Annotated in this window: 22 protein-coding genes; 10 read left to right on the top strand and 12 right to left on the bottom strand. The window is 67.3% G+C overall.

Annotation, left to right across the window (positions count from 1 at the left end; all coding sequences use genetic code 11):
• The first annotated feature begins 79 nt into the window (after positions 1-79).
• Genes NQ038_RS05870 through NQ038_RS05855 form a run of 4 tightly spaced genes read left to right on the top strand, consistent with a single transcriptional unit; the run spans position 80 to position 5,466 of the window.
• Entirely contained in the window at positions 80-1,906 is a 1,827-nt protein-coding gene (locus NQ038_RS05870; RefSeq protein WP_257062057.1) for an ABC transporter family substrate-binding protein, read from the top strand.
• A 2-nt stretch (positions 1,907-1,908) separates the two neighbouring features.
• Positions 1,909-2,544 (top strand): TetR/AcrR family transcriptional regulator, encoded by a 636-nt coding sequence (locus tag NQ038_RS05865; RefSeq protein WP_257062056.1) that lies wholly within the window; start codon positions 1,909-1,911, stop codon positions 2,542-2,544.
• Between the two features lie 8 nt (positions 2,545-2,552).
• Complete coding sequence (locus NQ038_RS05860) at positions 2,553-3,752, top strand: Glu/Leu/Phe/Val dehydrogenase dimerization domain-containing protein (RefSeq protein WP_257048050.1); 1,200 nt, start codon at positions 2,553-2,555, stop codon at positions 3,750-3,752.
• The gene (locus NQ038_RS05855; protein WP_257062055.1) at positions 3,745-5,466 is read left to right on the top strand and encodes a thiamine pyrophosphate-binding protein; all 1,722 of its coding nucleotides are present in this window, start codon (positions 3,745-3,747) and stop codon (positions 5,464-5,466) included. The genes NQ038_RS05860 and NQ038_RS05855 overlap by 8 nt, the downstream gene beginning before the upstream one ends.
• A gap of 58 nt (positions 5,467-5,524) precedes the next feature.
• On the opposite strand, the gene NQ038_RS05850 is transcribed toward NQ038_RS05855, so the two are convergent.
• The 5 genes from NQ038_RS05850 to NQ038_RS05830 are packed head-to-tail and all read right to left on the bottom strand — an operon-like array spanning position 5,525 to position 11,244.
• Positions 5,525-6,184 (bottom strand): ABC transporter permease, encoded by a 660-nt coding sequence (locus tag NQ038_RS05850; RefSeq protein ID WP_257062054.1) that lies wholly within the window; start codon positions 6,182-6,184, stop codon positions 5,525-5,527.
• 3 nt (positions 6,185-6,187) lie between these two features.
• Positions 6,188-6,907 carry an ABC transporter permease gene (locus NQ038_RS05845; RefSeq protein ID WP_257062053.1) on the bottom strand — a complete coding sequence of 240 codons (720 nt, stop codon included), beginning with the start codon at positions 6,905-6,907 and terminating at the stop codon, positions 6,188-6,190.
• Positions 6,900-7,958 carry an ABC transporter ATP-binding protein gene (locus NQ038_RS05840; protein ID WP_257062052.1) on the bottom strand — a complete coding sequence of 353 codons (1,059 nt, stop codon included), beginning with the start codon at positions 7,956-7,958 and terminating at the stop codon, positions 6,900-6,902. Before NQ038_RS05840 ends, NQ038_RS05845 begins: the two co-directional genes overlap by 8 nt.
• Positions 7,959-7,978: 20 nt before the next feature.
• Positions 7,979-8,980, bottom strand: a complete 1,002-nt coding sequence (locus NQ038_RS05835; RefSeq protein WP_257062051.1) for a glycine betaine ABC transporter substrate-binding protein — start codon at positions 8,978-8,980, stop codon at positions 7,979-7,981.
• Between the two features lie 11 nt (positions 8,981-8,991).
• Positions 8,992-11,244, bottom strand: coding sequence for a CocE/NonD family hydrolase (locus NQ038_RS05830; protein WP_257062050.1), 2,253 nt, complete (start codon positions 11,242-11,244; stop codon positions 8,992-8,994).
• A 365-nt stretch (positions 11,245-11,609) separates the two neighbouring features.
• On the opposite strand from NQ038_RS05830, the gene NQ038_RS05825 reads away from it, so the two are divergent.
• Entirely contained in the window at positions 11,610-13,505 is a 1,896-nt protein-coding gene (locus tag NQ038_RS05825; protein ID WP_257062049.1) for an HNH endonuclease signature motif containing protein, read from the top strand.
• A gap of 38 nt (positions 13,506-13,543) precedes the next feature.
• On the opposite strand, the gene solA is transcribed toward NQ038_RS05825, so the two are convergent.
• From solA to NQ038_RS05795, 6 genes are all read right to left on the bottom strand, one after another.
• A complete protein-coding gene (gene solA / locus NQ038_RS05820; protein ID WP_257062048.1) occupies positions 13,544-14,686 on the bottom strand; it encodes an N-methyl-L-tryptophan oxidase in 1,143 nt (380 codons plus the stop codon).
• A 3-nt stretch (positions 14,687-14,689) separates the two neighbouring features.
• A complete protein-coding gene (locus NQ038_RS05815) occupies positions 14,690-15,481 on the bottom strand; it encodes an amino acid ABC transporter ATP-binding protein (RefSeq protein ID WP_257048436.1) in 792 nt (263 codons plus the stop codon).
• Positions 15,482-15,490: 9 nt separating this feature from the next.
• Entirely contained in the window at positions 15,491-16,372 is an 882-nt protein-coding gene (locus NQ038_RS05810; RefSeq protein WP_257048435.1) for an amino acid ABC transporter permease, read from the bottom strand.
• Entirely contained in the window at positions 16,369-17,262 is an 894-nt protein-coding gene (locus NQ038_RS05805) for an ABC transporter substrate-binding protein (protein WP_257048433.1), read from the bottom strand. Before NQ038_RS05805 ends, NQ038_RS05810 begins: the two co-directional genes overlap by 4 nt.
• On the bottom strand, positions 17,259-17,831 hold the full coding sequence (locus NQ038_RS05800; protein WP_257048431.1) for a helix-turn-helix domain-containing protein: 573 nt from the start codon (positions 17,829-17,831) through the stop codon (positions 17,259-17,261). Before NQ038_RS05800 ends, NQ038_RS05805 begins: the two co-directional genes overlap by 4 nt.
• Positions 17,832-17,928: 97 nt before the next feature.
• Positions 17,929-19,173, bottom strand: coding sequence for an amidase (locus NQ038_RS05795; RefSeq protein ID WP_257062047.1), 1,245 nt, complete (start codon positions 19,171-19,173; stop codon positions 17,929-17,931).
• A 145-nt stretch (positions 19,174-19,318) separates the two neighbouring features.
• Here NQ038_RS05795 and NQ038_RS05790 point away from each other — a divergent pair, with 145 nt between their 5' ends.
• The 5 genes from NQ038_RS05790 to NQ038_RS05770 all read left to right on the top strand — a co-directional run bounded on the left by NQ038_RS05790 (position 19,319) and on the right by NQ038_RS05770 (position 25,432).
• Positions 19,319-20,758 (top strand): aldehyde dehydrogenase family protein, encoded by a 1,440-nt coding sequence (locus tag NQ038_RS05790; protein WP_257062046.1) that lies wholly within the window; start codon positions 19,319-19,321, stop codon positions 20,756-20,758.
• Between the two features lie 47 nt (positions 20,759-20,805).
• Positions 20,806-21,897, top strand: coding sequence for a Zn-dependent alcohol dehydrogenase (locus NQ038_RS05785; protein ID WP_257062044.1), 1,092 nt, complete (start codon positions 20,806-20,808; stop codon positions 21,895-21,897).
• 142 nt (positions 21,898-22,039) lie between these two features.
• Positions 22,040-22,657 (top strand): TetR/AcrR family transcriptional regulator, encoded by a 618-nt coding sequence (locus tag NQ038_RS05780; RefSeq protein WP_257062042.1) that lies wholly within the window; start codon positions 22,040-22,042, stop codon positions 22,655-22,657.
• Positions 22,658-22,733: 76 nt separating this feature from the next.
• The gene (locus NQ038_RS05775; RefSeq protein WP_257062040.1) at positions 22,734-24,101 is read left to right on the top strand and encodes an MFS transporter; all 1,368 of its coding nucleotides are present in this window, start codon (positions 22,734-22,736) and stop codon (positions 24,099-24,101) included.
• A 32-nt stretch (positions 24,102-24,133) separates the two neighbouring features.
• The gene (locus NQ038_RS05770) at positions 24,134-25,432 is read left to right on the top strand and encodes an amidohydrolase family protein (protein ID WP_257062039.1); all 1,299 of its coding nucleotides are present in this window, start codon (positions 24,134-24,136) and stop codon (positions 25,430-25,432) included.
• Here the strand turns inward: NQ038_RS05770 and NQ038_RS05765 are convergent.
• Entirely contained in the window at positions 25,429-26,616 is a 1,188-nt protein-coding gene (locus NQ038_RS05765; protein WP_257062038.1) for a M20 family metallopeptidase, read from the bottom strand. The two genes, NQ038_RS05770 and NQ038_RS05765, sit on opposite strands and share 4 nt — an antisense overlap.
• Positions 26,617-26,623: the final 7 nt, after the last annotated feature.

The raw sequence follows: 26,623 nt of genomic DNA, 5'->3' as shown, positions 1-26,623 counted from the left end.
ACAGCAGCAGGCCCTTTGGAACTGAACGGCCATTCAGGATAGGCTGAGAAGACGCAAGCCACCTTGAGAGGACACTCCCATGTTCAAGCCCACCTTGACGATCTGCGCCCTGTCCGCAGCCGGCGCCCTGCTGTTGGCCGGCTGCACTCCGAACACCGCGGACGCACCGGCCCAGGAGGCCGGCGGTGGGAAGTCCGAGGTCTCGGTCATGTCCGATCAGGTCTTCTACTCCATGAACGCGGAGACCAACAGCGGCAATGCCGTGACCAATTCGAACGTCACCTACATGATGAACGACGCCTTCTCCTACTACGACAAGGACCTCAAGCTGCAGCCAAATCCCTCCTTCGGCACGGTGGAGAAGGTCTCCGATAAGCCGATGAAGGTCAAGTACTCGATCGCGGACACCGCGAAGTGGTCCGACGGCACGCCCTATTCCGCGGCGGACCTGGTGCTGGCATGGGGTGCGCGCAGCGGCAACTTCAACACCAAGGAGGCCGCCGATGCCACCGACGAGGACGGGGTCGTGAAGAAGCAGAAGGGCAAGAACGTCATCTTCAACTCCGCCGATCCCGGCCTGGCACTGATCAAGGACTTCCCCGAGGTCGCCGATGATGGCAAGACCGCGACCTTCGCCTACTCCCGGCCCTTCGCCGACTGGAATATCAATATGACGATCCAGGACTCCGGCCTGCCCGCCCACATCGTGGCGAAGAAGGCCCTGGGCATCGACGATCCCACCAAGGCCAACGCCGCCATCCTCAAGGCGTTCAAAGACGACGACAAGGCCGCACTGGCGAAGATCGCCAATGTCTGGAACTCGGGCTTCGACTTCACCACACTGCCCGACGACCCGGACCTGCTCATCGGCACGGGGCCCTATAAGATGACGGAGTTCAAAAAGGACCAGTACGTCACTCTGGAACGCCGCGATGACTACCAGGGCAGCCGCAAGCCGAAGCTGGACAAGATCACCATCCGCTACAACGAGGACCCCACCGCTGCGGTCCAGGCCCTGCAGAACGGCGAGGTCGACGTGATCGACCCGCAGCCCACAGCCGATATCCGCAAGTCCCTGGACGCGCTCGACGGGGTGACCACTCAGAACGGCCTGGACGGCACCTATGAACACCTCGACACGGTATTCGACAACAGGGGCCCCTTCGATCCGGCCAGCTACGGCGGGGACAAGGAGAAGGCAAAGAAGGTCAGGCAGGCGTTCCTCATGTCGGTGCCGCGCCAGAAGATCGTCGACGACATCATCAAGCCGCTGAACCCGGACGCCACCACCCGCGATTCCTTCACCCAGGTCCCCGGAGCGCCGGCCTACGACACGATCGTTGAGAACAACGGGCTCAAGGAGGGCTTCGGCACCCTCGACACGGACAAGGCCAAGTCCCTGCTGCAGGAGGCCGGCGCGGACAAGCCGAAGGTCCGAATCCTCTATGCCAAGGACAATCCGCGCCGCGAACAGGTCTTCCAGCTGATCAAGGAGAGCGCGGAGAAGGCCGGCTTCGAGGTCGTCGCCAATGCCGATCCACTGTGGAGCGCGCATCTGAACAACACGGAGACCTACGACGCCGGGCTGTTCGGCTGGGCCACGGAGACCACCGCGAAGACGGAGACCGACTCCTACTTCCGCACGGGCGGGACCAACAATGCCGGCAAGTACTCCAACCCCACGGTGGACAAGCTGCTGGACGATCTGCAGACCCAGACGGACGAAACCAAGCAGACGGCCCTGCTGGGCGATATTGAAAAGCACTTGGTCGACGACGCCTATGGCACGATCCTCTACCAGTTCCCCGCAATCGTGTCCTCTCGCGACAGGGTGCAGGGAGTCGACCCCATCACCGTCATGCCCACCCTGTTCTGGAACTTCCAGGACTGGACCGTGCAGGACTGACGGTGACGCGCAAGACCTCGCAGGCCCGCCGCGCGGAGATCCTGGAGACGACCGCCGACCAGATCGCAGCACACGGCACCGGCGGCGTGCGGGTGGCGGATGTGGCACGCGAATTGGGGGTGAGCCCCGCGCTCATCATGTACCACTTCTCCACCCTCGACGCCCTCATCACCCGGGCCCTGCAGTTCGTGGCCGACCGCGACATCGCCCGGCTCGAGGTCCTGGCCGGCGCCGGCGGCAGCGTCTGCGAGCGCCTGCCGGGCATGCTGCGCTGGTATGCGCCCAGCGAGCGGGCAGCCGGCTGGCGCTTCTGGATCGAGGGCTGGGCCTTCGCCGGGCGCGATGAGCGGGCCACCGCGATCACCCGGGAGCTCGACGACCGGTGGAAGGCCGCCTTCTCCGATCTGCTGGCCGAAGGCCGGGCGGCCGGTGAGTTCCGGGTGGCCGATCCGCGCGCGACCACACTGCGGGTCCACGCCCTGCTCGACGGGCTGGCCATCCAGCAGGTCGTCTACCGCCGCGACCTGCCCGACGACACCCTGCGGGCCTGGGCGACCGAGGCGTTGGCCCGGGAACTCGGCATCCCCGCCGACCGCTTGACCCCACAACTGACACAGCAAGAGCCCCCACAACGCTAAGGAGCCCCATGCAGAATTTCCTGGAAATCGCCTGGCACGACCGCCACTCCCCTGCGACCGCCCACGTCGTCATCACCGAACTGCTCGGCGGGGCCGCCAGCGGGGGCCTGCGGATGCGCCCCGGCTGCACCCTCGACGAGGTCAGGGGCCTGGCGCGGGCCATGTCGCTCAAAGAGGCCCTGCACTTCCGGCCTGGCGCGAACTACCTGCCCTTCGGCGGGGCCAAGGGCGGGATCGACTACGATCCGGACGCCCCCGACGCACAGGCGGTGCTCGATCGGTTCATCGCCGATCTGCGCCCGATCCTCGAATCCTATTGGGCCGTCGGCGAGGACCTGGGGATCCGCCAGGAGGGCCTCGACGCGGCCGTCACCGCCGCCGGGCTGCGCAGCGGAGTGCAGGCGGCCTACCAGCGCCTGGGAGCCTCGGCGCAGACGATAACCGCGGCCGAGGCGAAGCTGGCCGCCGCGGCGGCCGTCACCTCGGGCGGGATCGGGCTGGACCTGCTGGTGGGCGGGCGCGGCGTGGCACGGGCGGCCCTGAGCGCCCTGGACACCCTGGGCATCCCGGTCCGGGGCGCGCGCGCCGTGGTCCAGGGCTTCGGCTCGATGGGCGGGGCGAGCGCCCGGTTCCTAGCCGCCGCCGGCCTGCGGATCGTCGCCGTGTCCGATATCGACGCGACGATCGCCAACCCGGCGGGTCTGGACGTCGAGGCCCTGCTGGCCGCGCGGACCACCGCCGGGCGCATCGACCGCTCGGCTCTGGGCCCGGGCGATGCGGTGCTCGAGCGCGACGCCTGGCTGGGCATCGACTGCGAGGTCCTGGTGCCGGCGGCGGTGTCCTACTGCATCACTCCGGACAATCAGGACCGGATCACCGCAGCGCTCATCGTGGAGGCGGCGAACATGCCGGTGCTGCCGGTGGCCGAATCCCTGCTGGCCGCCCGCGGGGTGCCGGTGGTGCCGGACTTCCTGGCCAATTCGGCCACCAACGCCTGGTGGTGGTGGACCCTGTTCGGCGATGTCGAACCCAACGTCGATTCGGCCTTCGCGATGATCGACCGGGAATTGGACCGGCTGACGCGCCTGGCCTTCGAGCTGGCCGGCGATCACACCGTGCGCTCCGGTGCCCTGTGCATCGTGGAACACAATCGACGGGCACTGGCCGATCCTACTGCGACCCACACCTCTGGAGGACACAATGACTGAGCACGCCGCCGCATCTAAGAACACCGTGCCACAGGACGCCAGGACCGGCGCCCAGCTGCTGGTCGAGGCCCTGGCGGCCCACGGCGTCGACACCGTCTTCGGCATCCCCGGCACCCATAATCTGGACCTCTTCGCAGCACTGGCCGCCTCCGGCATCCGGACGGTCAATCCGCGGCACGAACAGGGTGCGGGGTTCGCGGCCGACGGCTATGCGCGTCTGTCCGGGCGGCCCGGGGTGTGCATCACCACGACCGGCCCCGGCATCCTCAACGCGGTCACCGCCGTCGCCCAGGCCTACTCCGATTCGATCCCCCTGCTGACCATCTCCCCCGGCCTGCCCCTGGCCCATCCCAGCGGCGGCAACGGCTATCTGCACGAGGTCAAGGACCAGTTGGGCGCGCTGGAGGCGGTCGCGGGTGCGGCCTGGCGGATCGAGTCCCTGGCCGACATCCCGGCTGCCGTGACTCGGGCCTTCGCACTGCTGACAGGGGGCCGGCCGCGTCCCGTGCACCTGGAGATCCCGCTGGACCTGCTGCCGGCCGCGCTGCCCGCGGACGGTCCCGGGCTCGCAGCCCCCGTGCCCGTCCTCCGCGCTCCCCTGCAGCCTGCACCACAGGCAATACGCGCGGCCGCAGCGCTCCTGCAGGGGACCCAACGCCCGGTCATCATCGCCGGCGGCGGGGCCTCGCATGCGGCCGCCCAGGTGCTGGAATTGGCCCACCTGCTCGCGGCCCCCGTGCTGACCACCGCAAATGGCAAGGGCATCGTGCCCACCGACGATCCGCTGTTCGCCGGGGCTGGAATCCACGAGCCGGCACTCGTGGAGTACCTCGCACAGCCCGGTGCGGTGCTCGTGGCGATCGGCACGGAACTGGCGCCGGCGGATATGTGGGCCGGCCCCGTCCCGCCTGACACACCGGTGATCCGGATCGACGTCGACCCCCACGGGCTGGGCGCCAATGCCACGGCCACCGTGCCCGTACTCGCCGATGCGGCGGTGGGGACGACCGCGCTGACCGCCGCTCTGCGCACTGCCGGGGCCGAGGACGGCGCAGACGTCGGGGCCGAGGCCGCAGCGGGTTCCGCACCCGCGCAACCGACCGTGCAGCAGACCACGCCGGTGGAGTCGGTCGGGCTGCCGGAGTCGGCCGGGCGGCTGCGCGAGGCGATCCGCGCCCAGGCGCTGCGCACCGCAGGTGAACACCTCCCCGTGCTCGAGGCGATCGACCGGGCCACCGCAGGCCGGGCCGTGCTGGCCGCGGACAGCAACCAGGCCTCGTACTACGGCGCGCTGGGCCTGCTGCCGGCGCACCGGCCCCGCTCCCTGCTCTACCCCTCGGGCCTGGGGACCCTGGGCTATGGGCTGCCGGCCGGGATCGGCGCGAAACTGGCCGAACCCGAGGCCCCCGTCGTGGTGCTCGAGGGCGACGGCGGGATCATGTTCACGGTCTCGGAACTGGCGTGCGCCGCCCACCTGGGCCTGGCCCTGCCCATCGTGGTCGTCGACAACGGCGGCTACGGTGAGATCCGCGATGAGATGGTGGCCCGCCACGATCCCGTGCAGGCCGTGGACCTGCCGGGCGTGGACTTCGTGGCCCTGGCACGGGCCATGGGCTGTGCCGGCGAAGCGCCCGAGGACGCCGCAGCGCTGCGTGAGGGACTTCAGCGCGCGCTGGCGGCCGATCGCCCCACCGTGCTGCACGTGCGCTGGTGAGCCGGGGCCGGGGTCCCGGCCCCAAGCAGCTGGAACCCCGGCCGGAACGCAGTCGCGGTCAGCCTGCACCCTGCAGGTACTTGACCCCCGAGGGCGATACCGCGCGCAGCAGCCAGGCCAGCAGCTGGTCGAGCAGGATCGCCAGCAGGGCGACCCACAGGGCGCCGGCGACCACGCCGGCCATCCCGTAGGCGACCTGGTTGAGGATGATATCGCCCAGCCCGCCGGAGCCGGCGATCGTGGCGACCGTCGCCGATGACACCGTGAGCACCACGGAGGTCCGGATGCCGCTGATAATCATCGGCAGGCCCAGGGGCAGTTCCACCCGGGTCAACACCTGCAGGGGCGTCATGCCCATTCCCCTGGCGGCCCTGCTCAGGTCCCGGTCGACCGAGTCGACCGCCTGGAAGGCGTAGCTGAGGATCGGCGGGAAGGCCAGCAGGAACAGCGCGATGACGGCGTTGAGCATTCCAATGCCCACCAGGCCGATGAGGATCGCGACGAGTGCCAGGCTGGGCAGTGCGCGCCCGATGTTCGTCACGCTCACCGCCAGGAACTCACCGCGGTGGATGTGGCCCAGCCACACGCCCAGCGGCACGCCCACGATGATCGCGGCGGCGATCGGAATGAGGCTGATGACCAGGTGCTCGCCGGTCTTCTCCAGCAGCAGGCCCAGATTGTTCGCAATGAACGGGAAGGCCCCGAATACGGATTCCATGGCTCAGGCCCTCGCTTTCGTCCAGGGGGTCACGATCCGGCCCAGGATGACCAGCAGGCCGTCCAGTACGAAGGCCAGCAGCACGGCGAGCGCGCCGGCGGCGATGAACTGCGTGTTGAACGGCGATGACACGGCCTTGATGATCGGCGAGCCCAGGCCCGCATCGACGACGAAGGCCGCGACTGTCGCGATGCTCACGGTCAGCACCGTGGCGATCCGCACCCCGGAGATGATCGCGGGCAGTGCCAGCGGCAGCTCGACCTGGCGCAGCAGTTGGCCGGTGTCCAGTCCCATCCCGGCCGCAGCCCGTTTGACGTCGGCCGGCACCCCGGCCAGACCGGAGAGCACCGCCTGGAAGATGATGAGCAGGGTGAAGCAGACCAGCGCGATCTCCACCGTCCACATGCTCAGGCCAGTGAAGGGGACCAGCAGCTGGAACAGCGCCAGCGGTGGCAGGGTGTAGAGGATCGTCGCGACCCAGTTCAGCGGCCCGGCCAGCCACTTCTTCCGGTACGCCAGTAGGGCGGCGGCGAAGGCGATGATGAAGCCCACGACCACCGCGATGACGACCATGTAGATATGGGAGACCAGGGCGGGCCAGAACACGCTGGGCCACTGCTGGACGAACCAGCCGGTGCAGAACAGCCCATCATTGGCCACACAGTCGGTCGCGGTGCCGTAGTCGGGGATGACGGGATCGCCCGCCGGCGCGAACTCACTCATCGCTGCCCTCGGCGACCCCGGTGCCCGGTGCGCACACCAGCTCATGCAGGCTCACCGTGCCCAGCGCCCGGCCTGCTTCGACGACCCTGGCACCCCCGGCTCCTGCCGCCGACACCAGCGACAGGGCCTCGCGCAGAGTCAGGGCGGGTGCGGCCTCGGGCCAGGAAGCCGTTTCGGCCGAGGCTGCAGTGCCCGGGCTGCCGGCCGGGCCGCCAGTGCCCTGCCTGCCGGCCGAGGCCGCAGTGCCCGGGCGCGCGGCCAGGACCTCGCCCACGGTGGCCAGGGCCAGGCGTTTGAGGCCGCGTTCGGCGCCCAGGAACTCGGCGACGAAGTCATCGGCCGGGTGGCTCAGCAGCTCCTGCGGGGTGCCGTACTGGGCCAGCCTGCCGCCGGGCTTGAGCAGGGCGATCTTATCGCCCATCTTGATCGCCTCGTCGATGTCGTGGGTGACGAACAGCGTCGTCTTGCCCACGGCCCGCTGGATCCGCAGGAACTCGTCCTGCACGGACACCCGGGTGATCGGGTCCAGGGCCCCGAAGGGCTCGTCCATCAGCATCACCGGCGGATCGGCCGCCAGGGCGCGGGCGATCCCCACGCGCTGCTGCTGCCCGCCGGAGAGCTGGCCGGGATAGCGCTTGAGCCAGGTGTCCACAGGGGTCAGGCCCACCAGTTCCAGCAGTTCGACGGTGCGGTCCTTGATCCGCTGCTTGTCCCAGCCCAGGATCTTCGGCACCGTGGCGATGTTCTCCGCGACCGTGTAGTGCGGGAACAGGCCGGATGCCTGGATCGCATAGCCGATCGTGCGGCGCAGTTCGATGGGCGAGATGTCCATAATGGACTTCCCGTCGATCAGGATCTTCCCCGAGCTCAGGTCGATCAGCCGGTTGACCAGCTGCAGGGCCGTGGTCTTGCCACCGCCCGATGGCCCCACCAGGCACACCAGCTCGCCCGCGCCCACGCTCAGGTTCAGCCCGTCCAGGGCCGGTTCGCTCTGGCCGGGATAGACCTTGGTGACGTCGACGAATTCGATCATCGTGTTCTCAACTCGCATTCGTATCGGATCGGGTCCGCTCAAATCAGCCGGTTGGCCTGCAGAAAGGTCTTGGCCACCTGTGCCGGGTCCAGCCGGTTGATCGCCTGCGCCTCGTTAAGCGCCTGGATCGCGGTGGTGGTGAGCAGGGAGTGCAGGGTGTCGAGGAACTCTGTGAGGTCATCGTCGACGGTATCCATCACGTCCTGACGGATCAGCGGCACCACGTTCTGGAAGCCGTAGATCTTCTTATCGTCCTCGAGCACCACCAGGTCCGAGCGCAGCAGCTGCGGATCGGTGGTGAACACATCGGCCGCCTGGATCTCTCCGCGTTCGATCGCCCGGTAGTTCAGGCCGATGCTCAGGGTCTTCAGCTTCATATTGTCCAGCCCGTAGGCCTTCACAATGCCCTCATAGCCCTGGGCGCCCGTGACATTGTCCGGGTAGGTCGAATAGGTGAAGTCGCCGATCCCCTTGAGGTCCGACATGGTCTTCAGGCCGTGTTCGCGCGCGAACTCCCGGCGCACCGCGATCGCGTTCTTGTTCTCGAACGGGGTGGCCTTGAGCATGCTCAGATGCTCGCCGGCGGCCCATTTCGCCGCCAGATCGTAGGTCTCGCGCGCCGAATCCATCAGCCGGTCCTCGTGCATGAAGTTCACCAGGATCACGCCCGTGTATTCGGGGTAGATGTCGATCTGCCCGGACTGCAGAGCCGAATAGATGATGTCGCTGGAGCCCACATTGGTCTTCAAATCGACCCGGTAGCCGCGCTCCCGCAGGCCCTGGGCATAGAGCTCGCCCATCACCCAGCTTTCGGCGAAGCCCTTGGAGCCGACCGTCAGGCTCCGCTTCCCACCCTTCCTCCCCGAGGCCTCGGCCCCTGCCGGTCCCGTGCACCCGGCCAGGGACGCCAGCCCCAGACCGGCGCCCAGGCCCACGCCCAACAACCCCAGGGCGCCGCGGCGGGTCAGTGGCCCGCGGCTGCGCGGTTCACGTGTTCTGGGTCCGTCGTTTCCAATTCCGTCGTTTCCGGGTCCATTCATCCGCATGCACCTCAGTTCAGATCGCGGGGCACCGTGGTGTTGGTCCTCCGCCGGTGGAAGGGCACCCCATCGTGGTAGGCGACGAGCTCGTTCGTCACGGTGAAGCTCGTGGCGTCCCCGGTCATCCGGCTGCGCGTGCGCAGTTCGACGTCCCAGCCGTGATCAGCCGCCACCGGGGCGTCCGCCTGCGCGGTGTGAGCCCGGCCGGGGGCCTCCTGCACATCGGGCAGTCCGGGACGGCGATAGCGGATGCTGCGCTCGCACACGGCCTCGGGAGAGGAGGAGTCCCCGGCCGTCCGGAAGTAGGAGTCGCGTTCGGAGGAGTAGTAGAACAGTCCATCGGCGAGGTCCGTCTGCCAGGATTCGGTGAAGGTCTCCACCTTGGTCCGGCCCGTCACCAGGTCGGTCTCCAGGGTCCGCGTCATCGGCGCATAGTCCGCGTCGATCGTGTTCTCCGGTGGCTCCGGCGGCGTGCCCAGGGCCGCGGTGACCCGTGCGCTCAGCGCCGAATCCGCCACCGGGTCCGCAGCCGTGCGCACGGGGGCGAGCAGGTTCGCATCGTGCACGGTGATGAGGGTTTCCCCGGGCGAGGGCCACAGGTTCGGCCAATAGCTTGCGGAGATGCTCAGGCGCAGGCTGTGACCCGGAGCCAGCCGAGCCGCGGTCGCCAGCAGCGGGAAGTCCAGCTCGACCGGGGTTCCCGGCGTCAGTGGTTCGGGGAACTCGTGGCCGGTGTGGTGGGTCAGATTGAACAGGCCCAGGGTCAGCAGGCGAGATTGCCCGGCAGGGTCCACATCACACAGGCGCGCTGCGATCACGCCGCGGTCGGCACTCGAGGACACGGTGGCCCGCACTCGCGGGGTGCCCAGAATCTCCAGACCCTCGGCGGCCGGCCAGCTCAGGGTGAAGGACTGGGCGTCGTCCCTGGCCTGATCTCCCGGGATGCCGGCGGCCTCACCGAACTGCAGCCAGCTGCCGCCGTCGAAGCCCAACAGCACCGACGAGGACAGGGTCCGGGGACCGGCGGGGGTTGCGGTGAGTGCAGCAGGGGTTGCAGAGCCGGCGGGTGTTGCGGTGCCGTATTCGACCTCGGCCACCTGCGGGCTGGGCCAGACCTGTTCGGCCACCCAGCGGCCGGACCGGGTTTCCCGATCGGAGCCGATCGGGGCACTGTCGGGGACGAAGGCGCGCAACTGCGGATCGTCCTGCACCCCGTTGTCCACGCCCTTCATCCACTTGTCCCACCAGCGGATCGCCTCGCCGATGAAGTCGTAACCGGGCCCGGGCGCGGCCTGGTGCGGATAGTTGTGGGCGTGCCCGCCCAGCAGGGCGTGGATGGGCGGGTAGTCGGGGTTGGTGCGCCGCTGCTCGGCGGCGTTCTCCATCAGCCGGAACAGGGTCGTGCGGTATTCGTCCTGCAGGCCGCCGACGGCCAGCACGGGGACCTCGATGGCCTCGGGGGTCTCGCACACCGACGCGTGCTTCCAGTAGGCGTCGCGACGCTGGTGCCCCAGCCATTCGGCGATGTTGTTCGGCGATTCGTCGATCCGGTGCTTCCAGTCCTCGAGCCAGCCGGCGCCGGCCACGGCCGGGTCCTGCGGGCGGGCGTTGTAGGCCCACATGGTCGAGGCCCAGGACAGCATCTGGTCGCCCACGATGGCCCCGCCGTTGTAGTGGACGTCGTCGGCGTAGCGATCGTCGGTCGAGCACACGGTGATGACGGCGGCCAGTTCCGGCGGGCGCAGGGCCGCCAGCTGTAGGCCGTTGAACCCTCCCCAGGACTTGCCGATGATGCCGACCTTGCCGTTGCACCACGGCTGGGCGGCGATCCAGGCCAGTGTCTGCAGGCCGTCGTCCAGTTCCGTGGCCGAGTACTCGTCGGTCATCACGCCGGTGGAATCGCCGCAGCCGCGCAGGTCGACGCGCACACTGGCGTAGCCGGCACGGGCGAACTCCGGGTGGATCGTCTGGTCGCGCGCGGCGGTCATGTCGTTCTTGCGGTAGGGGATGTACTCCAGCACTGCCGGCACGGGCTCGAATCCCTGCGTACCGGCGTCTCCCCGATCGCCCGAGGTCTGGGTCGCGTCGAGCTGCGTGTGCCGGTCGGCCGGCAGCCAGACGCGGGCGGACAGCTCGACGCCGTCGGCCAGGGGGATGCGGGCGTTCTCGATGACGTGCACGGGCAGGGGATCGCTGCGGTAGCGGAAGGAGTCCGTGGAGGTCTGCTGTGCGGGCGTCATCGGTTCAGGCGTCGGTTCAGTCATGATGGGCCGAGTCTATCAAGGAGGACTGTGGGAAATGAGGGCATCTCACCAGGTGACATGGGGTGCGGGGTCCGATTGGAGGGTGTTCGGTAGCGCCGTTCCCAGGGGACGCGGCGAGTTCTGCCAAGTCCCCACGTTATCCACATATACACAGGTCTAATCCACAGATGTGTATCTAGATGTGACTGTGCGTCAACAGTCTGTGGATAGAAAAATATCTCTGTGACAATCTTCGATTAGCTCTACCCAAAGCGTTCACAATGTAATAGAATATGGATATCGGTAGATCATCGGCGATCCACCGCAGTCCGGCTCCTTCAGACTACGAATCGGCACGGACACGACACCTGTCAAGGAGGTGAATGATGACCACTCTCCCCAGTCTCCGCGCGGTACAAGACGACTACCAACACATCCAATCCGGACGCTGGTCCACCATCATCGACTACCTCCTCACCGCCACCGGCACCACCGTGAAGGAAATCGAACACGCCGGTAACTCTGATGATGCCCCGAACGCCCGCAACCCACAGGCCATCATCGAAGCCCTCAAAGACCTACTCGCCGCCGTACCCGCCACCACCTGGATGGAACTGGCCACCACCCTTGGGAAAACCCGCGGACAGACCCGCGCGCTGGCCACCCGCATCCTCAAAGGCCGGTTCCTCCTCCCCCGGCTGACCACAGCCATGCAATCCGGGAATCTATCCTTCGACCTCTACGACCACACCACCACCCGCGCCCAAGACATCGAAGCCAGCTCCTACGACTACCTCGACCAAGCACTCACCCTGCTCGCACCCACCACGGACGCCACCCACTACCGCGCCACCCTCACAGCCGCCATCACACTGCTCAAAACCCCCGAACACTCCGCAGAACACGCCTTCGAAGAACGCAGCACCCACCTGACCGACCTGGGCAACGGACTCGGCCTCCTCGAACTCACCGGACCCATCCACACCCTCACCGCCCTCGACGCCAGACTCAAAGCCTTCGCCAAAGCCATCCGCGCCGCCGACCCCATCCTCCTCAAAAACGCCGGCAACCACACCATCACCGACGACCGGAACCTCGGCCAACTCATGTTCGACATCCTCGCCAACACACCCCACAGCCTCGACATCACAGTGACGGAAGTTGCCACGACAACACCCTCAGAAACACCCGCAGGCGACACCCCGGATGCGCACACCACGAACGATTCCAACGACTCCACCCCCACTCACCAGACCGACGCTACCCAGCAGATCACCGTGACCATCCCCACCAACGACTCCTGGCTCGCCTCCCAAGCCCAGGTCTCCACTACGATCCCCTTCCTCACCCTCACCGGCGACGAACCGCTCCCCGGACAACTCGCAGGCAAAGCACCCATCCCCGCCGACATCGCCTGCCACCTCGCCTCACAAACACCCTCACTACGCCGCCTGGTCACCGACCCGGCAACCGGGGCCGTGCTCGACGAACAGGCCAAGTCCTACTCCATCCCCACAGCCCTGCGCACCACCCTGCAAAACAAATGGGCCTGGTGCACAGCCCCCGGCTGCACCCGACCAGCCCAAACCTGCGACCTCGACCACATCGAACCCTTCAACCACGCCGATCCAGCCACGGGCGGACCCACCACCGCAGCAAACCTCCACCCCCTATGCCGCGGACACCACCTCCTCAAAACCAACCGCAACATCACCATCACCACCGGCAAAGACGATTCACTGACCTATACGTGGACCTCCACCACAGCACCCACGGGGTTCACCCACACCATCGACCCACCACCGGACCTGATCAACGCCGCCCAGGCCCGCCACATCATCGACCAACTCACCGGCACCACTTCTTACCCGCCGAATCCACCACCCGAACCCCAGGGGACCACTGTGCCCACCGACCCAGCGGCCTCAGAACCCGCGCCCCCAGACCCCGGCCTCTACCCACTCGAACGCAACCTACGTGCATTGTCCGCTGCCGAACGTGCAATCCCCGCCATCGCCGACCTCGAACACCTCTTGGCACAGGACCACCTCCTGCCACCACGCCCCGAACGCAAACTCACCACCTGGGAAGAACTCGACATCCTCTACCGGATCGCCCACCCAGACCACACCACACCCAGACCCAAAACCTGGCGCCCCACAGACTGGACCCCCTGGGCCCACCACCGCACCCGCACCCAAATCATCACCGACCCCTGGCGCCACACCACCCCACCGATCGACCACCAAACCGAATACGAAACCGACCTCCCACCCTTCTAAGGGCAGGAGGCCGGTATACAGAAGCCGGGGTCGCGGCGTCAATGCGCTGAAATCGTGAAAACCTCGTCCGCGAACTCCGCCTCACCGGTCAGCGCGAGCTCGGCCATCACCTCACCCCAGACGGGGGCGAACTTGAAACCGTTGCCAGAGAAGCCCGTGCCGATGACGATGCGCCCATCGGCCATCGTGTCGATGATCGGCACATGCGATTCGGTCACGGCATCGGGATGGGCGGACCACCTCACCGGACCGCCCACCAGATCGGGAATCATCATATGGGCGACCCTGGTGGCCCGCTCCAACGCCTCCGGACTCACGGTCGTAAACCGCTCGGCATAGTCCCCGACCTCGGGCAGATCCAAATGTGCGCTGACCTTGATCGACGCCCCGTCCAATGTCGGCACCCCGAAGACGTGCTCTCCGTTCAGATCGCGCATGAACCCGGGCAATTTGTCAGGAGTGAACATCTCCGGATGCCGGGGCAGGAACCAGGTCAGCGTGAAGTTCCCGACCCTCACCTTCCTGCGCAGGGCCGGCAGGAGCCGGGTGCTCCAGGGCCCGGTTGTGACGATCACCCGATCTGCTTGGACGACACCGCGCGTGGTGTGGACCAGAACTCCGTCGCCCGTGTCCTCGAGGTCCAGTACTTCGGTATCGAACCATGCCTGGGCTCCCAATGCCAGCGCCTGCTGGGTCGCCGTGGCCACCGCGGCCTCGGGACGCATGGCCCCGCCCAGGGTATCGAGCACCCCGGTGTCATCGTCCTCGATGTGGAACTGCGGATACGACCGACGCAGCTCGGCGGCGTCGAGCACCCGGTGGGGCAGCTGATAGTCGGAAATCGACTTCAGCGTCTGTTCCAGATCCGGGAAGCCCTCCGGGGCGATGCTCAGCGCACCTGCCTTGACGAGCAGCTCCCGACCCGATTCCGCTTCGAGCTCCGTCCACAACTGACGCGAGCGCAGCAGCGCCGGAGTGTAGAGCGCGCCCTCCTTCGCCGCGACCCGGAACAGTCTGGACTCACCCGGATACGCACCATTCCCATGGACCTGGCCGAACTGTTCGATCCCCAGAACGGAACGCCCATCGTTTGCCCCCGCCAGCCGCCACAGGGCCATCGATCCGACACTGCCCAGGCCGATGACCACTATCCCGGCACGCGCCACCACATGTTCGGTCATAACTCACGCTCCCTGTAGTTCGGCGAAGAAGGTCTGTGCACGTTCGTTTCGGGTTCCGGTGATCACCTCGGCCGGTGTGCCGTCCTCGACGATCACCCCACCGTCCATGAACACCACGCGATCGGCCACGTCCATGGCGAACTGCACCTGATGGGTCACGACGATCATCGTCATGCCCTCCGCCGCCAGCTGCTTCATCACGTTGAGCACCTCGCCCACCAGTTCCGGGTCCAGCGCGGATGTCGGCTCGTCGAACAGCATCACCCTGGGCTTCATCGCCAGAGCCCTGGCGATGGCCACTCGCTGTTGCTGACCGCCGGACAACTGGGCCGGATAAGCATCGCCGCGATCCCCCAGGCCGACCCGCTCGAGTTGTCTCCGACCCTCGGCCAGCGCCTCGGCCCTGGGCATCCGCTTGACGTGGATGGGGGCCTCTACGACATTCTCCAGCGCCGTCATATGCGGGAACAGGTTGAAGCGCTGGAACACCATGCCGATGTTCTGCCTACTCTTGGCCAGGGCGTCTGACTTGGCGATGCGCAGGACGCCGGGGCTCTCCTCCACATAGCCCACCCGCTCGCCGAAGACGAAGATGTCGCCGCCGGAGACGATCTCCAGCCTGTTGATGCATCGCAGGAGCGTCGATTTGCCCGAACCGGAAGGCCCCAGCAGGCACACCACCTGGCCTTCGCCCACCTGGAAGGTGATGTCCTTGAGGACCTCGTTGTCGCCGAAGCTCTTGGACACGTGCGAGAGTTCTACCGCAGGACCGGTAGCGGTTGTTGTGTCGACCATGGCGAGTCCCTACTTTCCGGTGATGACGTGGGTGCTGCGGTTGAAGTGCCGTTCGATCCGGTTCTGCACCAGGGTCAGGAGCGACACGATGATCAGGTACCAAATCGACGCGACGAGCAGCAGCGGAATGACCTGGAAGTTCGTCGAGTAGATGATCTGGGAGGAGTACAGCAGGTCGTTCAAGGCGATCACGCTGACGATCGACGTGGTCTTGAGCATGGAGATGACCTGGTTCCCCGTGGGCGGGATGATCACGCGCATCGCCTGCGGCAGAATGATGCGGAACATGACCTGCGAGGGTCGCATCGCCACCGCCTCGGCCGCCTCGGTCTGCCCCTTGTCGATCGACATGATGCCCGACCGGATGATCTCGGCCATATAGGCGGCCTCGTGCAGGGCCAGGGCGAGGAAACCGGCCATGAAGGGACTGATGAGTTCATTGGCGTTGAATCCGACGAATACATCCGTACCGGGGATCCCGATGCCGATCTTGGGGAAGAGCGCGGCCATATTGAACCAGAACAGCAGCTGCACCAGCAGGGGGATTCCGCGGAAGATCCAGATGTAGCCCTCGGCCAGAATCTGCAGTTGAGTGGCGTTGGACAGCTTCATCAGCGCCAGCACCGCACCCAGGACGATGCCCGCGGCCATCGCGCAAACGGTCAGGAGCAGGGTATTGACGATGCCGACCAGGATGTTCGGGTCGAACATGAAGGAGCCGACGGTGCCCCATTTGAAGTTGGGGTTGACCGCGATGACGATGACCAGTGCGATCACCAGGACCAGCACGATGTACCCGAAGACCCGGGTCCCGGTCTTCTTCGGCGCCAGGATCGTGCGGCTCGCGGTGCGGGAACCCGCCCCGGGAATGGTGGGAGTGGGAGAACTCATTTCACGACCTTCGCTTCCTTCACGGCCAGATGGTCCATGCCGTACGACTTGAGAATCCGTTCATATGTGCCGTTGTCGATCAGTTCCTGCAGCGCGGCCGACAGCGCTTCGATCAGCCCGTCGCCCTTGGGCGCGCCGACGCCCACATTGGAGCCCTTGACCTCGCCGGCGCGTTCGATCCGCGGCTCTTTGGAGGACGCATAGGCCAGTACCGGACCGTCCGTCACGGTGGCGTCGACCCGGCCGCTGAGCAGCGCCAGAGCCGCTTTCTGCTGATCGGGGAAGGCGGCGATGTCGATCTTGGGTTCACCCTTGTCCGCACACGACTGTGAGTACTCGGGCAAGGTGTCGGTCATCTGGAACGAACCGTTCGACACCCCGATCCTCCGCCCGCACATATGGTCCAGGTCGATGCCCTGCGGATTGCCCGCCTGGACTCCCAACCCGGATGCGGAGAAGTAGTATTCGGCGAAGTCCAGGACCTTCAAGCGGGCATCGGTGATGCTGAAGTTGGAGAACACCGCATCGTAGCGCCCGGCCTCGATTCCGGGAATGATCTGGTCGATCGGCACACCGGTGATCTCGACTTTCACGCCCAGTATCGCGCCCACCTGGCGGGCCAGGTCCGGGTTGAACCCCTCGACCTCGCCCGTGGCGGTATCCGGCACGTTCAAGGGAGCGGTGCCGTCGCTCATGACGATCCGCAGTTTGCCCGCCTGTTTGAACTTCTCCGGCAGCTTGTCGGCGGCCGCCTGGACCTTCTTCGCCGCGGGGATCGGGTCCCCTTCCCTCATCGCGCCCGTGGTCTGCGTCTTCACGGGGGCGCACGCCGTGGCCGAGGCGATGGCCAGGGCCGCACAGGCGATGGCCGCCCAGCGCCTCATCTTCATCGTCTTCCGCCTTTCTGCCGGATGACCGTCCAGTGCAGACGGGCATCCTCATCGCTTCGGTTGGAGAATTCGTGTTCGACCTCGGAGGGGAAGGTGATGCTGTCCCCCGGGTCGAGGACCGCCGTCGACTGGTCGAGCCTGACGGTGACGTGCCCGGCGATCGTATAGATGACCTCGGTGCACCCGGGGTGCCGATTCGCACCGCCGGTCGCTCCACCCGGTTTGAGATCCACTTCGTACACGTCGAAGGCGGACCCCTTCTCCTTGATCAGGGCCTTTTTGACGATCCTGGCGTCGGCCCGGAGGACTTCGCGGTCCGCCGCGCGGACGGGGTCCAGCTGCGGCGCCGACTCCGCAAACAGGTCCGCGATCGTCATGTCCAGGGCCTGGCACAGGCGGCTGATGATCGAGACCGAGGCATGCGACCGACCGCTCTCGATCGCACTGACATGGCTGACGCTGATGTCGACGGCAGCGGCCAGGGCCCGCATGGACTTCCCGCTCATCAGGCGTGCGGTCTTCAGGCGCGCACCGAGCAGTTCAAGGTCCGTGTCCACTGCCTCGTTCATGCCCTCACCCCTGTCCGCCTCAGCGAACACCTATGGAAAAGTGTTCTGTGTCACGGACAGCATATATGTGATGTACGGCATATTCAATGGATGCGCACTACAGCCCTGCGGCGAACTCCAGCAGTTGCAGGTCCCACCCGGGGCGCGCGGCGACCTGCACACTCATCGGGCCACCCCGGCCATCCGCCAGCAACCCGCCGGCAGCATCGCGCAGGGGCACCATGATCGCCGGCCAGCCCAGAATGTTGAATGGCACCGTATAGGCGATCATCCTGGCGCTGATGTCAGGATCGGCCGCAGCCTCGAACCAGGTGGGGACTTGGCAGGTGAAGGCGGGGGTGAGCAGGAAGTCGGCCCCCGCCGAACCCTCCCCGTCCAGCAGTGCGAGCGCGCGCACCCGCAGATCCGCGGCCTCGGCGCAGGCGGCATCGTAGGCATCCTGGCCGATGTCCGCTCCCCGGGCCAGGCGCTCGGCCACCCGCGGCAGCATCCGCTCACGCTGCTTCGACAACAACTCGCGGGTCACCAAATAGGACTCGTGCCGGCGGATCGGTTCGTAGAGCTCGGCCGCCTTGGCGAAGACATCCTGCCAGGCCCGCGCGCGCTCATCGTCGTCCATCCACGCTTCCATGGATACGCCTTCAACGGCCGCCAGCACCGAGGCGTCAACGCGCGGCTCGACAGCCGCCTCGTCAACATCAGCGCCGGAGCGGGTCCCACCGACCAAACCGGTGAAGGCCCGGGCGACGATCTCCACGTCGGCGCCCAGCAGTCCCACCGTGTCGCAACTGGGCGCCAGCGGGAACACCCCGGCCGCAGGCAGGGCCCCGTGCGTCGGTTTGAACCCGACGACTCCGCAACACGCGGCGGGCGCCCGCACCGAACCAGCGGTATCGGTCCCGACGGCCAGGGGCACCGCGCCGGCCGCAACCAGCACCGCCGAACCGTTGCTGGATCCGCCGGTCACCAGGTCCTCACCCCGGGGATTGATCGAGCGACCATTCGCCGACTCGCCGCCGACGATGTTATAGGAGAACTCCTGGCAGTTGGCCTTCGCCACGGTGACGGCACCCAACCCCTCCAGAGCCTCGACGATCGGTGCGGTCCGCGTGGCGGGATCCACCCCCACCTCCACCCGACTGCCCACCCCGGTGCGGTATCCGGCTACGTCCACAATGTCCTTGACCGCCAATGGCACACCCGCCAACGGGCCGAGGGACTCTGCTCCGCCCGCCCCTACCAGACGTTCCGCCCGCTCCCCCGTCACCGTGGCCACCGCGTTGTAACGGTGACCGACGACCACGACCCGCTCCATCACCGATGCCAGTTCGCTTGGGTTCATACGCGCCATCCTAAGTGACGACTCGGAGACATATAAGACAGAAATTCGGACAGATAAACATCTCCTAATGGGAGTAAGCTCGTAACCAATGCACGATCATTGATCGATCGTTCCGTATGTTGTTTTAGGAGGACGGGCACACATCATGGCCTACGCATCAACGAATCCCTTCACAAACGAAGTCGTCAAAACCTTCCCCTCCGCCACCGACGCCGAAGTCGACGCAGCCCTGGACCGGGCCCAGGCGGCATTTCCGGCCTGGCGCGACACCCCACTGGCCGAACGCGCTGCGATCTTCCACCGTGCTGCGGACCTGATGCGCGACCGCGCGGATGAACTGGGCAAGCTCGCCACCCTGGAAATGGGCAAGCTGCTGACCGAGGGCGTCACCGAGGCGAAGAAAACCGTGCCGGCGATCATCGACTGGCTGGCGGACACCGCGGATGAAGCACTGCGCCCCGACGTCCGCGGACAGGACGCCCAGGGCAATGGCGGCGCCGTCGTGACCTACGCGGCCGAGGGCATCGTGTTCTCCATCGAACCGTGGAACGTCCCCTTCTACCAGGCCGTGCGCGGCTTCGCACCGGCTGCCATCGCTGGCAATGTCGTGCTCCTCAAGCACGCCTCGATCGTCCCGCAGTGCGCCCAGGCGATCGTCGATCTGTTCCACGAGGCGGGCCTGCCGGAAGGGGTCTGGCAGAACCTCTACGCCACCCACGAACAGGCCGACCGCATCATCGCCGACCCCCGCATCCGCGCCGTCACGCTCACCGGCAGCGACACCGCCGGGCGCCACGTTGCCGCCCGTGCCGGGCAGGCGGCCCGTCGGACCGTGCTGGAGCTCGGCGGCCAGGACGCCTTCATCGTGCTCGACGACGCAGAACCGGCCGCCGCCGCCCAGGCCGGCGTCGGCGGCCGTTGCTTCAATGGCGGTCAGATCTGCATCTCGCCCAAGCGCATGATCGTCCTGGACTCCGTGGCCGATGAGTTCGAAGCGACTCTGCGCGCCACGGCGGATGCCTACACCGTCCCCGGCGACCCCATGGATCCCGCGACCACCCTCGCCCCGATGTCCTCGCAGTCCCAGGCGGACACGGTCAAGGAGCAGATCGCACGGGCCGTTGCGGCCGGCGCAACCGCCATCGAACTCGGCGGTGCCGTCCCGGACACCGGTGCCTTCGTGCCTTTCACCCTGCTGACCGGTGTCACCGCTGACAACCCGCTGTTCCACGAGGAGATCTTCGGCCCCGTCATCATGCTCTTCCGCGTTCCCGACGAGGCCGCGGCAATCGACTTGGCCAATGACTCGCCCTTCGGCCTGTCCGGCTCCGTGTGGAGCACCGATCCCGCACACGCCTTCGCGGTCGCCTGCAAGGTCGACTCCGGCCAGCTGGGCATCAACATGCCGATCGGCTCCGGTGGCCCCGCCATCCCCTTCGGCGGTGTCAAGGACTCCGGTTACGGTATCGAACTGGGCATCGAGGGCATCCGCGGCTTCTGCAATATCAAGCCCGTCGACATCCCCGCCGACTATCGTGCCGAGGTCTCCTCCGACGGCGCGGTCTCCATCGTCCCGGCCCCCTGAGGGTCCGGACTCTTATCCACCCCTGTAAATCAGAAAGCGAAAACCACATGAAGGCAGCAGTCCTGACCGAAGTCGGTCAGAAGTTCCAGATCCTCGACGTCGAGATCGCCGATCCGATCGGCCACGAGGTCCTGGTGGACGTCAAGGCCTCTGGCCTGTGCCACTCCGACCTGCACGTCGCCGACCACGGCTACGGCTACTCGTTCCCGATGGTCGTGGGCCATGAGGCCACCGGCGTCGTCGCCGCGGTCGGCCCCGATGTCGAGGACTTCAAGGTCGGCGACCACGTCGTCGGTTCACTCATCGCCCCCTGTGGCAACTGCCGGAAGTGCCGTGCCGGCCAGGGCTACCGCTGCACCCGCCCCACCGCTCTGCTGCGCGGTGCAGATGAAGAGCCGCGCCTGAGCATCGACGGCAAGCCGGTCAACCAGATGTTCGGCATCGGCGGCTTCGCCGAGCAGGTCCTGGCACACGAGAACCAGCTGGCCAAGATCCCCGACGCGATCCCGTTCCCGCAGGCCGCTGTCCTGGGCTGTGGCGTGCTCACCGGCGCCGGCACCGTGATCAATACGGCGCGGGTCCGTCCCGGCGAGACCGTCGCCGTGGTCGGCCTGGGCGGTGTGGGCCTCAACGCGATCAACGGTGCCCGCCTGGCAGGTGCTTCGCAGATCATCGGCGTCGACATCCAGCCGGCCAAGGAGGACGTCGCCAAGAAGTTCGGCGCCACGCACTTCGTCAACTCCGGCGATGCCGATGCGGTCGACCAGGTCAAGGCCCTGACCGGCGGGGGCGCCGACCATGTGCTCGAGGTCGTGGGGGCGCCCGTGACCCAGCGCCTGGCCGTGCAGCTGGCCGGGCAGGGCGGTGGCGTGTACTTCATCGGCATGTCCTCACCGGACAATGAACTGCCGGTGAACACCATGGCCGAGTTCGTGCTGGGCCAGAAGTCCCTGGTGGGCGTGTACATGGGGTCGTCGGAGATCAAGCACGACATCCCGATGTACGCCCAGTACTACCAGGACGGTCGCTTCAACCTGGATGATCTGATTTCCCAGGAGGTCGCCCTGTCCGACATCAACGACGTCTACGAGGAGCTCAAGGCCGGCAAGCTGGCCCGCAGCATCATCACCTCCTTCTGAGACCGCCTTGGGTTTCTGAAGCAGTCCTAGCAGCAGCCGCCCGGGTCCCCGCACGGACCCGGGTGGCTGCTTTTTCTGTGCGCCCTTTTCGATACGGAACGCTCCGTTGCATAAACGGGGTGATATATGACACCCTGTGATCATGACCGCTGCCACAACAGACGGACGCCCGCGCGATGCGGAACTCACCGCCCGGCTCCTGCAGATCACCCGCGACGCCATCGAGGCCGAGGGCTTTGCGAGCCTGCGCATCGAGAAGATCGCCAGGGAAGCAGGCTGTTCGAAGAACGCGATCTACCGCAGGTGGGGCAGCAAGGAGGAACTGACGGCCGCCGCACTGCTCGACGGGATCGACCTCGGCAGCGTCCCCGACACCGGGTCCACCGTCGAGGACCTGCTGGATCACGCCTGGCACCACCTGCACGGCTTCGCGCGGGCAGGGCGGAACCCGGGGCTGTTTAACGCCATGGTCGATCCGGGGGTCACCCCACTGATCGCCCAGCACTACATGCGGCCCAGGCACGCCCTGGGACTCGAGATCCTGCAGCGGGCCATCGCCCGCGGCGAACTCCCGGCGGACACCGACACCGACCTGATCCTCGACACGATCGCGGGTCTGACCCTGTTCCGGGTGTCCGTCAAACCCGAACACCATGCAGACGGCATAGTCGCCCACCGGCGATCGCATCGCGCGATCATCACCGCCCTGCTCGCAACACCGCCGCGGCGCACAGCCGCCACGGCATCCGACCGACACTGAGAAAGGCCCTCAACAGGTGACAAACGCAGGGGCACAAACCCCACAGACAACGGATTCCAGAAGCGGCAAACGCGTATTGGCAGTCGTCGGATTCCTGGTATTCGTGGAATTCTCCTCCGGCTTCCTCCAGGGCTTCTACCTGCCGGTGATCAATGAGATCAAGGAGCACCTGAACGCGACCGATGCCAGCATCGCCTGGTTCATCACCGTCCAATCCCTGGCCGCCGGCGTCTGCGTTCCCGTCCTGGCCAAGCTCGGCGACATCTTCGGACACCGCAGAATACTGCGCATTGCAATCCTCGCCGTCCTCGTGGGCACCGCACTCGTCGCCTTCGCGCCCAACCTGCCCCTGGTCCTGTTCGGCCGGGTGCTGTGCGGACCCCTGGCGGTCTGGCTACCCCTGGAATTGGCGATCGTGCACAATCAGATCCACGGCGAGACCGCGCGCAGGGCGATCGGCATGCTGATCTCGGCCCTGACGATCGGCGCCCTGATCGGCTCCCTGGCCGCCGGCGCGGCCTCGGCCCTGATCGGCTCCCTGGTGGTCCGCCTGGCGATCCCCGTCATCATCGTCGCGATCTCCGCCGTCTTCGTCTTCACCCTGGTGCCCGAGTCCACGGTCCGCGCCAATCCCCGGATCGACTGGCCCGGCTTCATCCTGCTGGCCGTCTTCATGCTGGTCCTGCTCTGGGGCATCAACATGCTCAAGGCCTCCCCCGGCCTGGGCGTCGTGCTCGTCGTCGTGGCCCTGGTCCTGATGGCCTGCTTCGTCTGGTTCGAACTGCGCGCCGACGCCCCCGCCATCAACCTGCGGGTCCTGTTCTCGAACCGGCTGTGGCCGGTCTACGCGACCTCGTTCCTGTTCGGCATCGTGCTCTTCGGCACCCAGTCGATCACCACCACCTTCCTGGCCGGCAAGCCTGAGCTCGTGGGCTACGGCTTCGGCCTGACCGCGGGCCAGATCTCGCTGTTCACCGGGTTGAACACCCTGCTGGGCGCGGTCGGCGCGGCCGTCTACGCCTTCATCGCCCAGAAGATCACCCTGCGCGGCGTGCTGATGACTGGCACCGGCGCGATCGCGGTGGCCCAGCTGCTGCTCATCTTCGGCCACGCGGCCTTCCCCGTGGTCATCGTCTCGGTGGCCCTGGCCGGCCTGGGCGGCGGCTTCCTGCTCGGCGGCCTGCCCGCCGCCACGGCCGAGGTCGCACCGGCCGACGAGACCGGTATCGCCACCGGCATCTACAATTCCGTCAAGACCCTGGGCGGCGCCGTGGCCGGCGCGATCTTCGCCAGCGTGCTCGCAGCCTTCGTGATCCCCGAAGCCCACGCGGCCTCGGCCACGGGCTATGTCACCGTGTGGATCATCTGCGCGGTGGCCACCGGAGTGTGCCCCTTCATCCTGCTGCTTCTGCGCAGCAGCCACTCGCGCACGCCTGTAGCGTGAGACAGACCACCCGAAGAATAAAAGGAGCGACAATGCAAACCGCACTTCTCCCGCAGGTGCCCGCCAGCGATACCCATCTTCTGCTGACAGGCGCCCGGCTGATCGACGGCACCGGCAATGCGCCGCTCGACGGCGCCGAAATCGAGGCCGCCGACGGTCGCATCGTCTACGCCGGTCCGTCCCGCGACGCGCCGCCGGCCGGTGCCACCGTAGTGGACCTGGCCGGCAAGACGATCATGCCCGGCTTCATCGACGCCCACGTCCACCTGGCCATGTCGATCGAGGACCGCGCGGCCGACACCGCCCGGTTCATGTCCGAACGCGTCTTCCGCGGGGCCCTCAACGCCCGCAAGACGCTCATGGCGGGCGTCACCACCGCCCGCGACCTGGGCGGGATCGACCCCGGCTTCCGCGCCGCGATCGCCGCCGGACTGGTCCAGGGCCCCCGCCTCCACCTGGCGCTGACACCCCTGTCGCCCACCGGCGGGCACTCGGACCACCACCTGCCCAATGGAACGCAGACCGGGGACCTGTCCCCGATCGACCCGATCATCGACACCGACGACGACGTCCGCCGGACCGTGCGGACCCTGGTGCGCACGGGTGCCGACGTCATCAAGGTCTGCACCACCGGCGGCGTTTCCAGCCCCTCGGACACCCCGGACGACGTGGGCGTGCCGGCCGAACACGTGGCCCTGATCAACCACGAGACCGCCAAGCGCGCGGGACAGCCGGTGGCCGCCCACGCACAGGGCGCAGAGGGCATCAAGGAGGCCATCCGCGGCGGCGTCCGCTCGGTCGAGCACGGCTACGACATCGACGACGAGGGCATCGCCCTGATGCTCGAGCACGACACCTTCCTGGTGCCGACCCTCTCCAGCGCGCTGCGCGTGCCGGACCCCGCCCTGGTGCCGGACTACCTGTACCAGAAGAAGGTGAAGTGGTCGGCGATCGCACGCGAGCGCGTGGCCGCGGCCTTCGCCGCGGGCGTCAAGGTCGCCCTGGGCACCGATGCGGGCATCTGCCCCCACGGTGTGAACCTGCGCGAGGCCGCGCACGCGGTCGAGCTGGGTCTGAGCCCCATGCAGGCGATCGTGGCCGGGACGAAGAACGCGGCGGAGCTCATGCGCCTCGACGCCGATCTGGGCACAGTGGAGGCCGGCAAGCTGGCCGACCTGATCGTGGTCGACTTCGACCCGCTGGCCGATATCGACCCGCTGGCGAAGCCGGAGAACGTCCGTGGGGTTGTCCAGGGCGGGCACATCGTCAAGGACGCATCCGGCTGGTTCGCCTCCGCCGGGGTGCCGACGACGGGAACCGCACTGGGCTAACGGCTCAGCCGCTCCCAGGCCAGGGTCGCCAGGGCCGCCGCCTGATCCGGCAGATAGGAGTCGTCGAACCGCACCAGCGGAGAGTGGTTCGCCGGCCCCGTCTCCGGGTCGACGTCGGCGGGCGCGATCTGGAAGAACACGAAGGCGCCCGGCACCTCATTGAGCACCAGGGAGAAGTCCTCCGAGCCCATCAGCGGATCGGGGGACTCCACCACCCGATCGGCGCCGAAGACCCCGGTCAGCGTGTCGAGGGCGAAGCGCGCCTCGGCCTCGTCGTTGACCGTCACGGGATACTGCACTTGCCAGTCGACCTCGGCGGTGCAGCCGTGGGCGGTCGCGATGGATTCGGCCAGCCGGGTCGCCACCTGCGGGAACAGCTCGGTGCTCTGGGCCGACAGGGTGCGCACGGAGGCACCGACCCCGGCCGCTGGAGGTATCACGTTGACGGCGTCCCCGCCGTGCAGCTGCGTCACCGACGCCACAACCGGGTCGAACACGCTGAACGAGCTGGTCACCGCTGCATTGAGCGCCTGGGCGAATTCCACCGTGGGCCGTACCGGGTCGATCGACTTCGACGGCTGCGAGGCGTGGCCGCCGCGACCGTGGAAGGTCACGTGGAGCTGGTTGGCCCCTGCCATGATGGTCCCGGGCCTGGTGTTGAACACGCCCCGCTCCCCCGCACCCACGTGGATGGCGTAGGCCGCATCGATCGGTCCGTCGAGCATCTCGAGCATGCCCTCGTCGATCATCGGCTGTGCGCCACCCGGGCCCTCCTCGCCCGGCTGGAACATGAAGAGCACGGTACCGGGCAATTCTGCCTGATGGGCACTGAGCAGCTTGGCGGCGCCCAGCAGGCCGGTGACGTGCAGATCGTGTCCGCAGGCGTGCATCCGGCCGTTGACCGAGGCGTAGTCCAGTCCGGTCTCCTCGGCCACAGGCAGGGCATCCATATCCCCGCGCAGCAGCACCCGGGGGCCGGGCCGGCCACCGCGCAGAATCGCCATGACGGAGTCCAGACCCGTGCCCTTGTGGATCTCCACTGGCAGGTCGGCGAGCTCCTCGAGCACCTTGGCCTGGGTCTGCGGCAGTTCCAGGCCGAGTTCCGGGATCTGGTGGAGGTACCGGCGGATCGCCACCAGTTCCTCCGCCAGGGGCGCGGCCTCGGCCGCGAAATCGATCGACATCGTCATC

It is taken from the genome of Brevibacterium sp. 50QC2O2 (assembly GCF_024580675.1).
In the GTDB taxonomy this organism is placed as follows: domain Bacteria; phylum Actinomycetota; class Actinomycetes; order Actinomycetales; family Brevibacteriaceae; genus Brevibacterium; species Brevibacterium moorei.
This window is presented reverse-complemented; position numbering and strand designations above follow the sequence as displayed.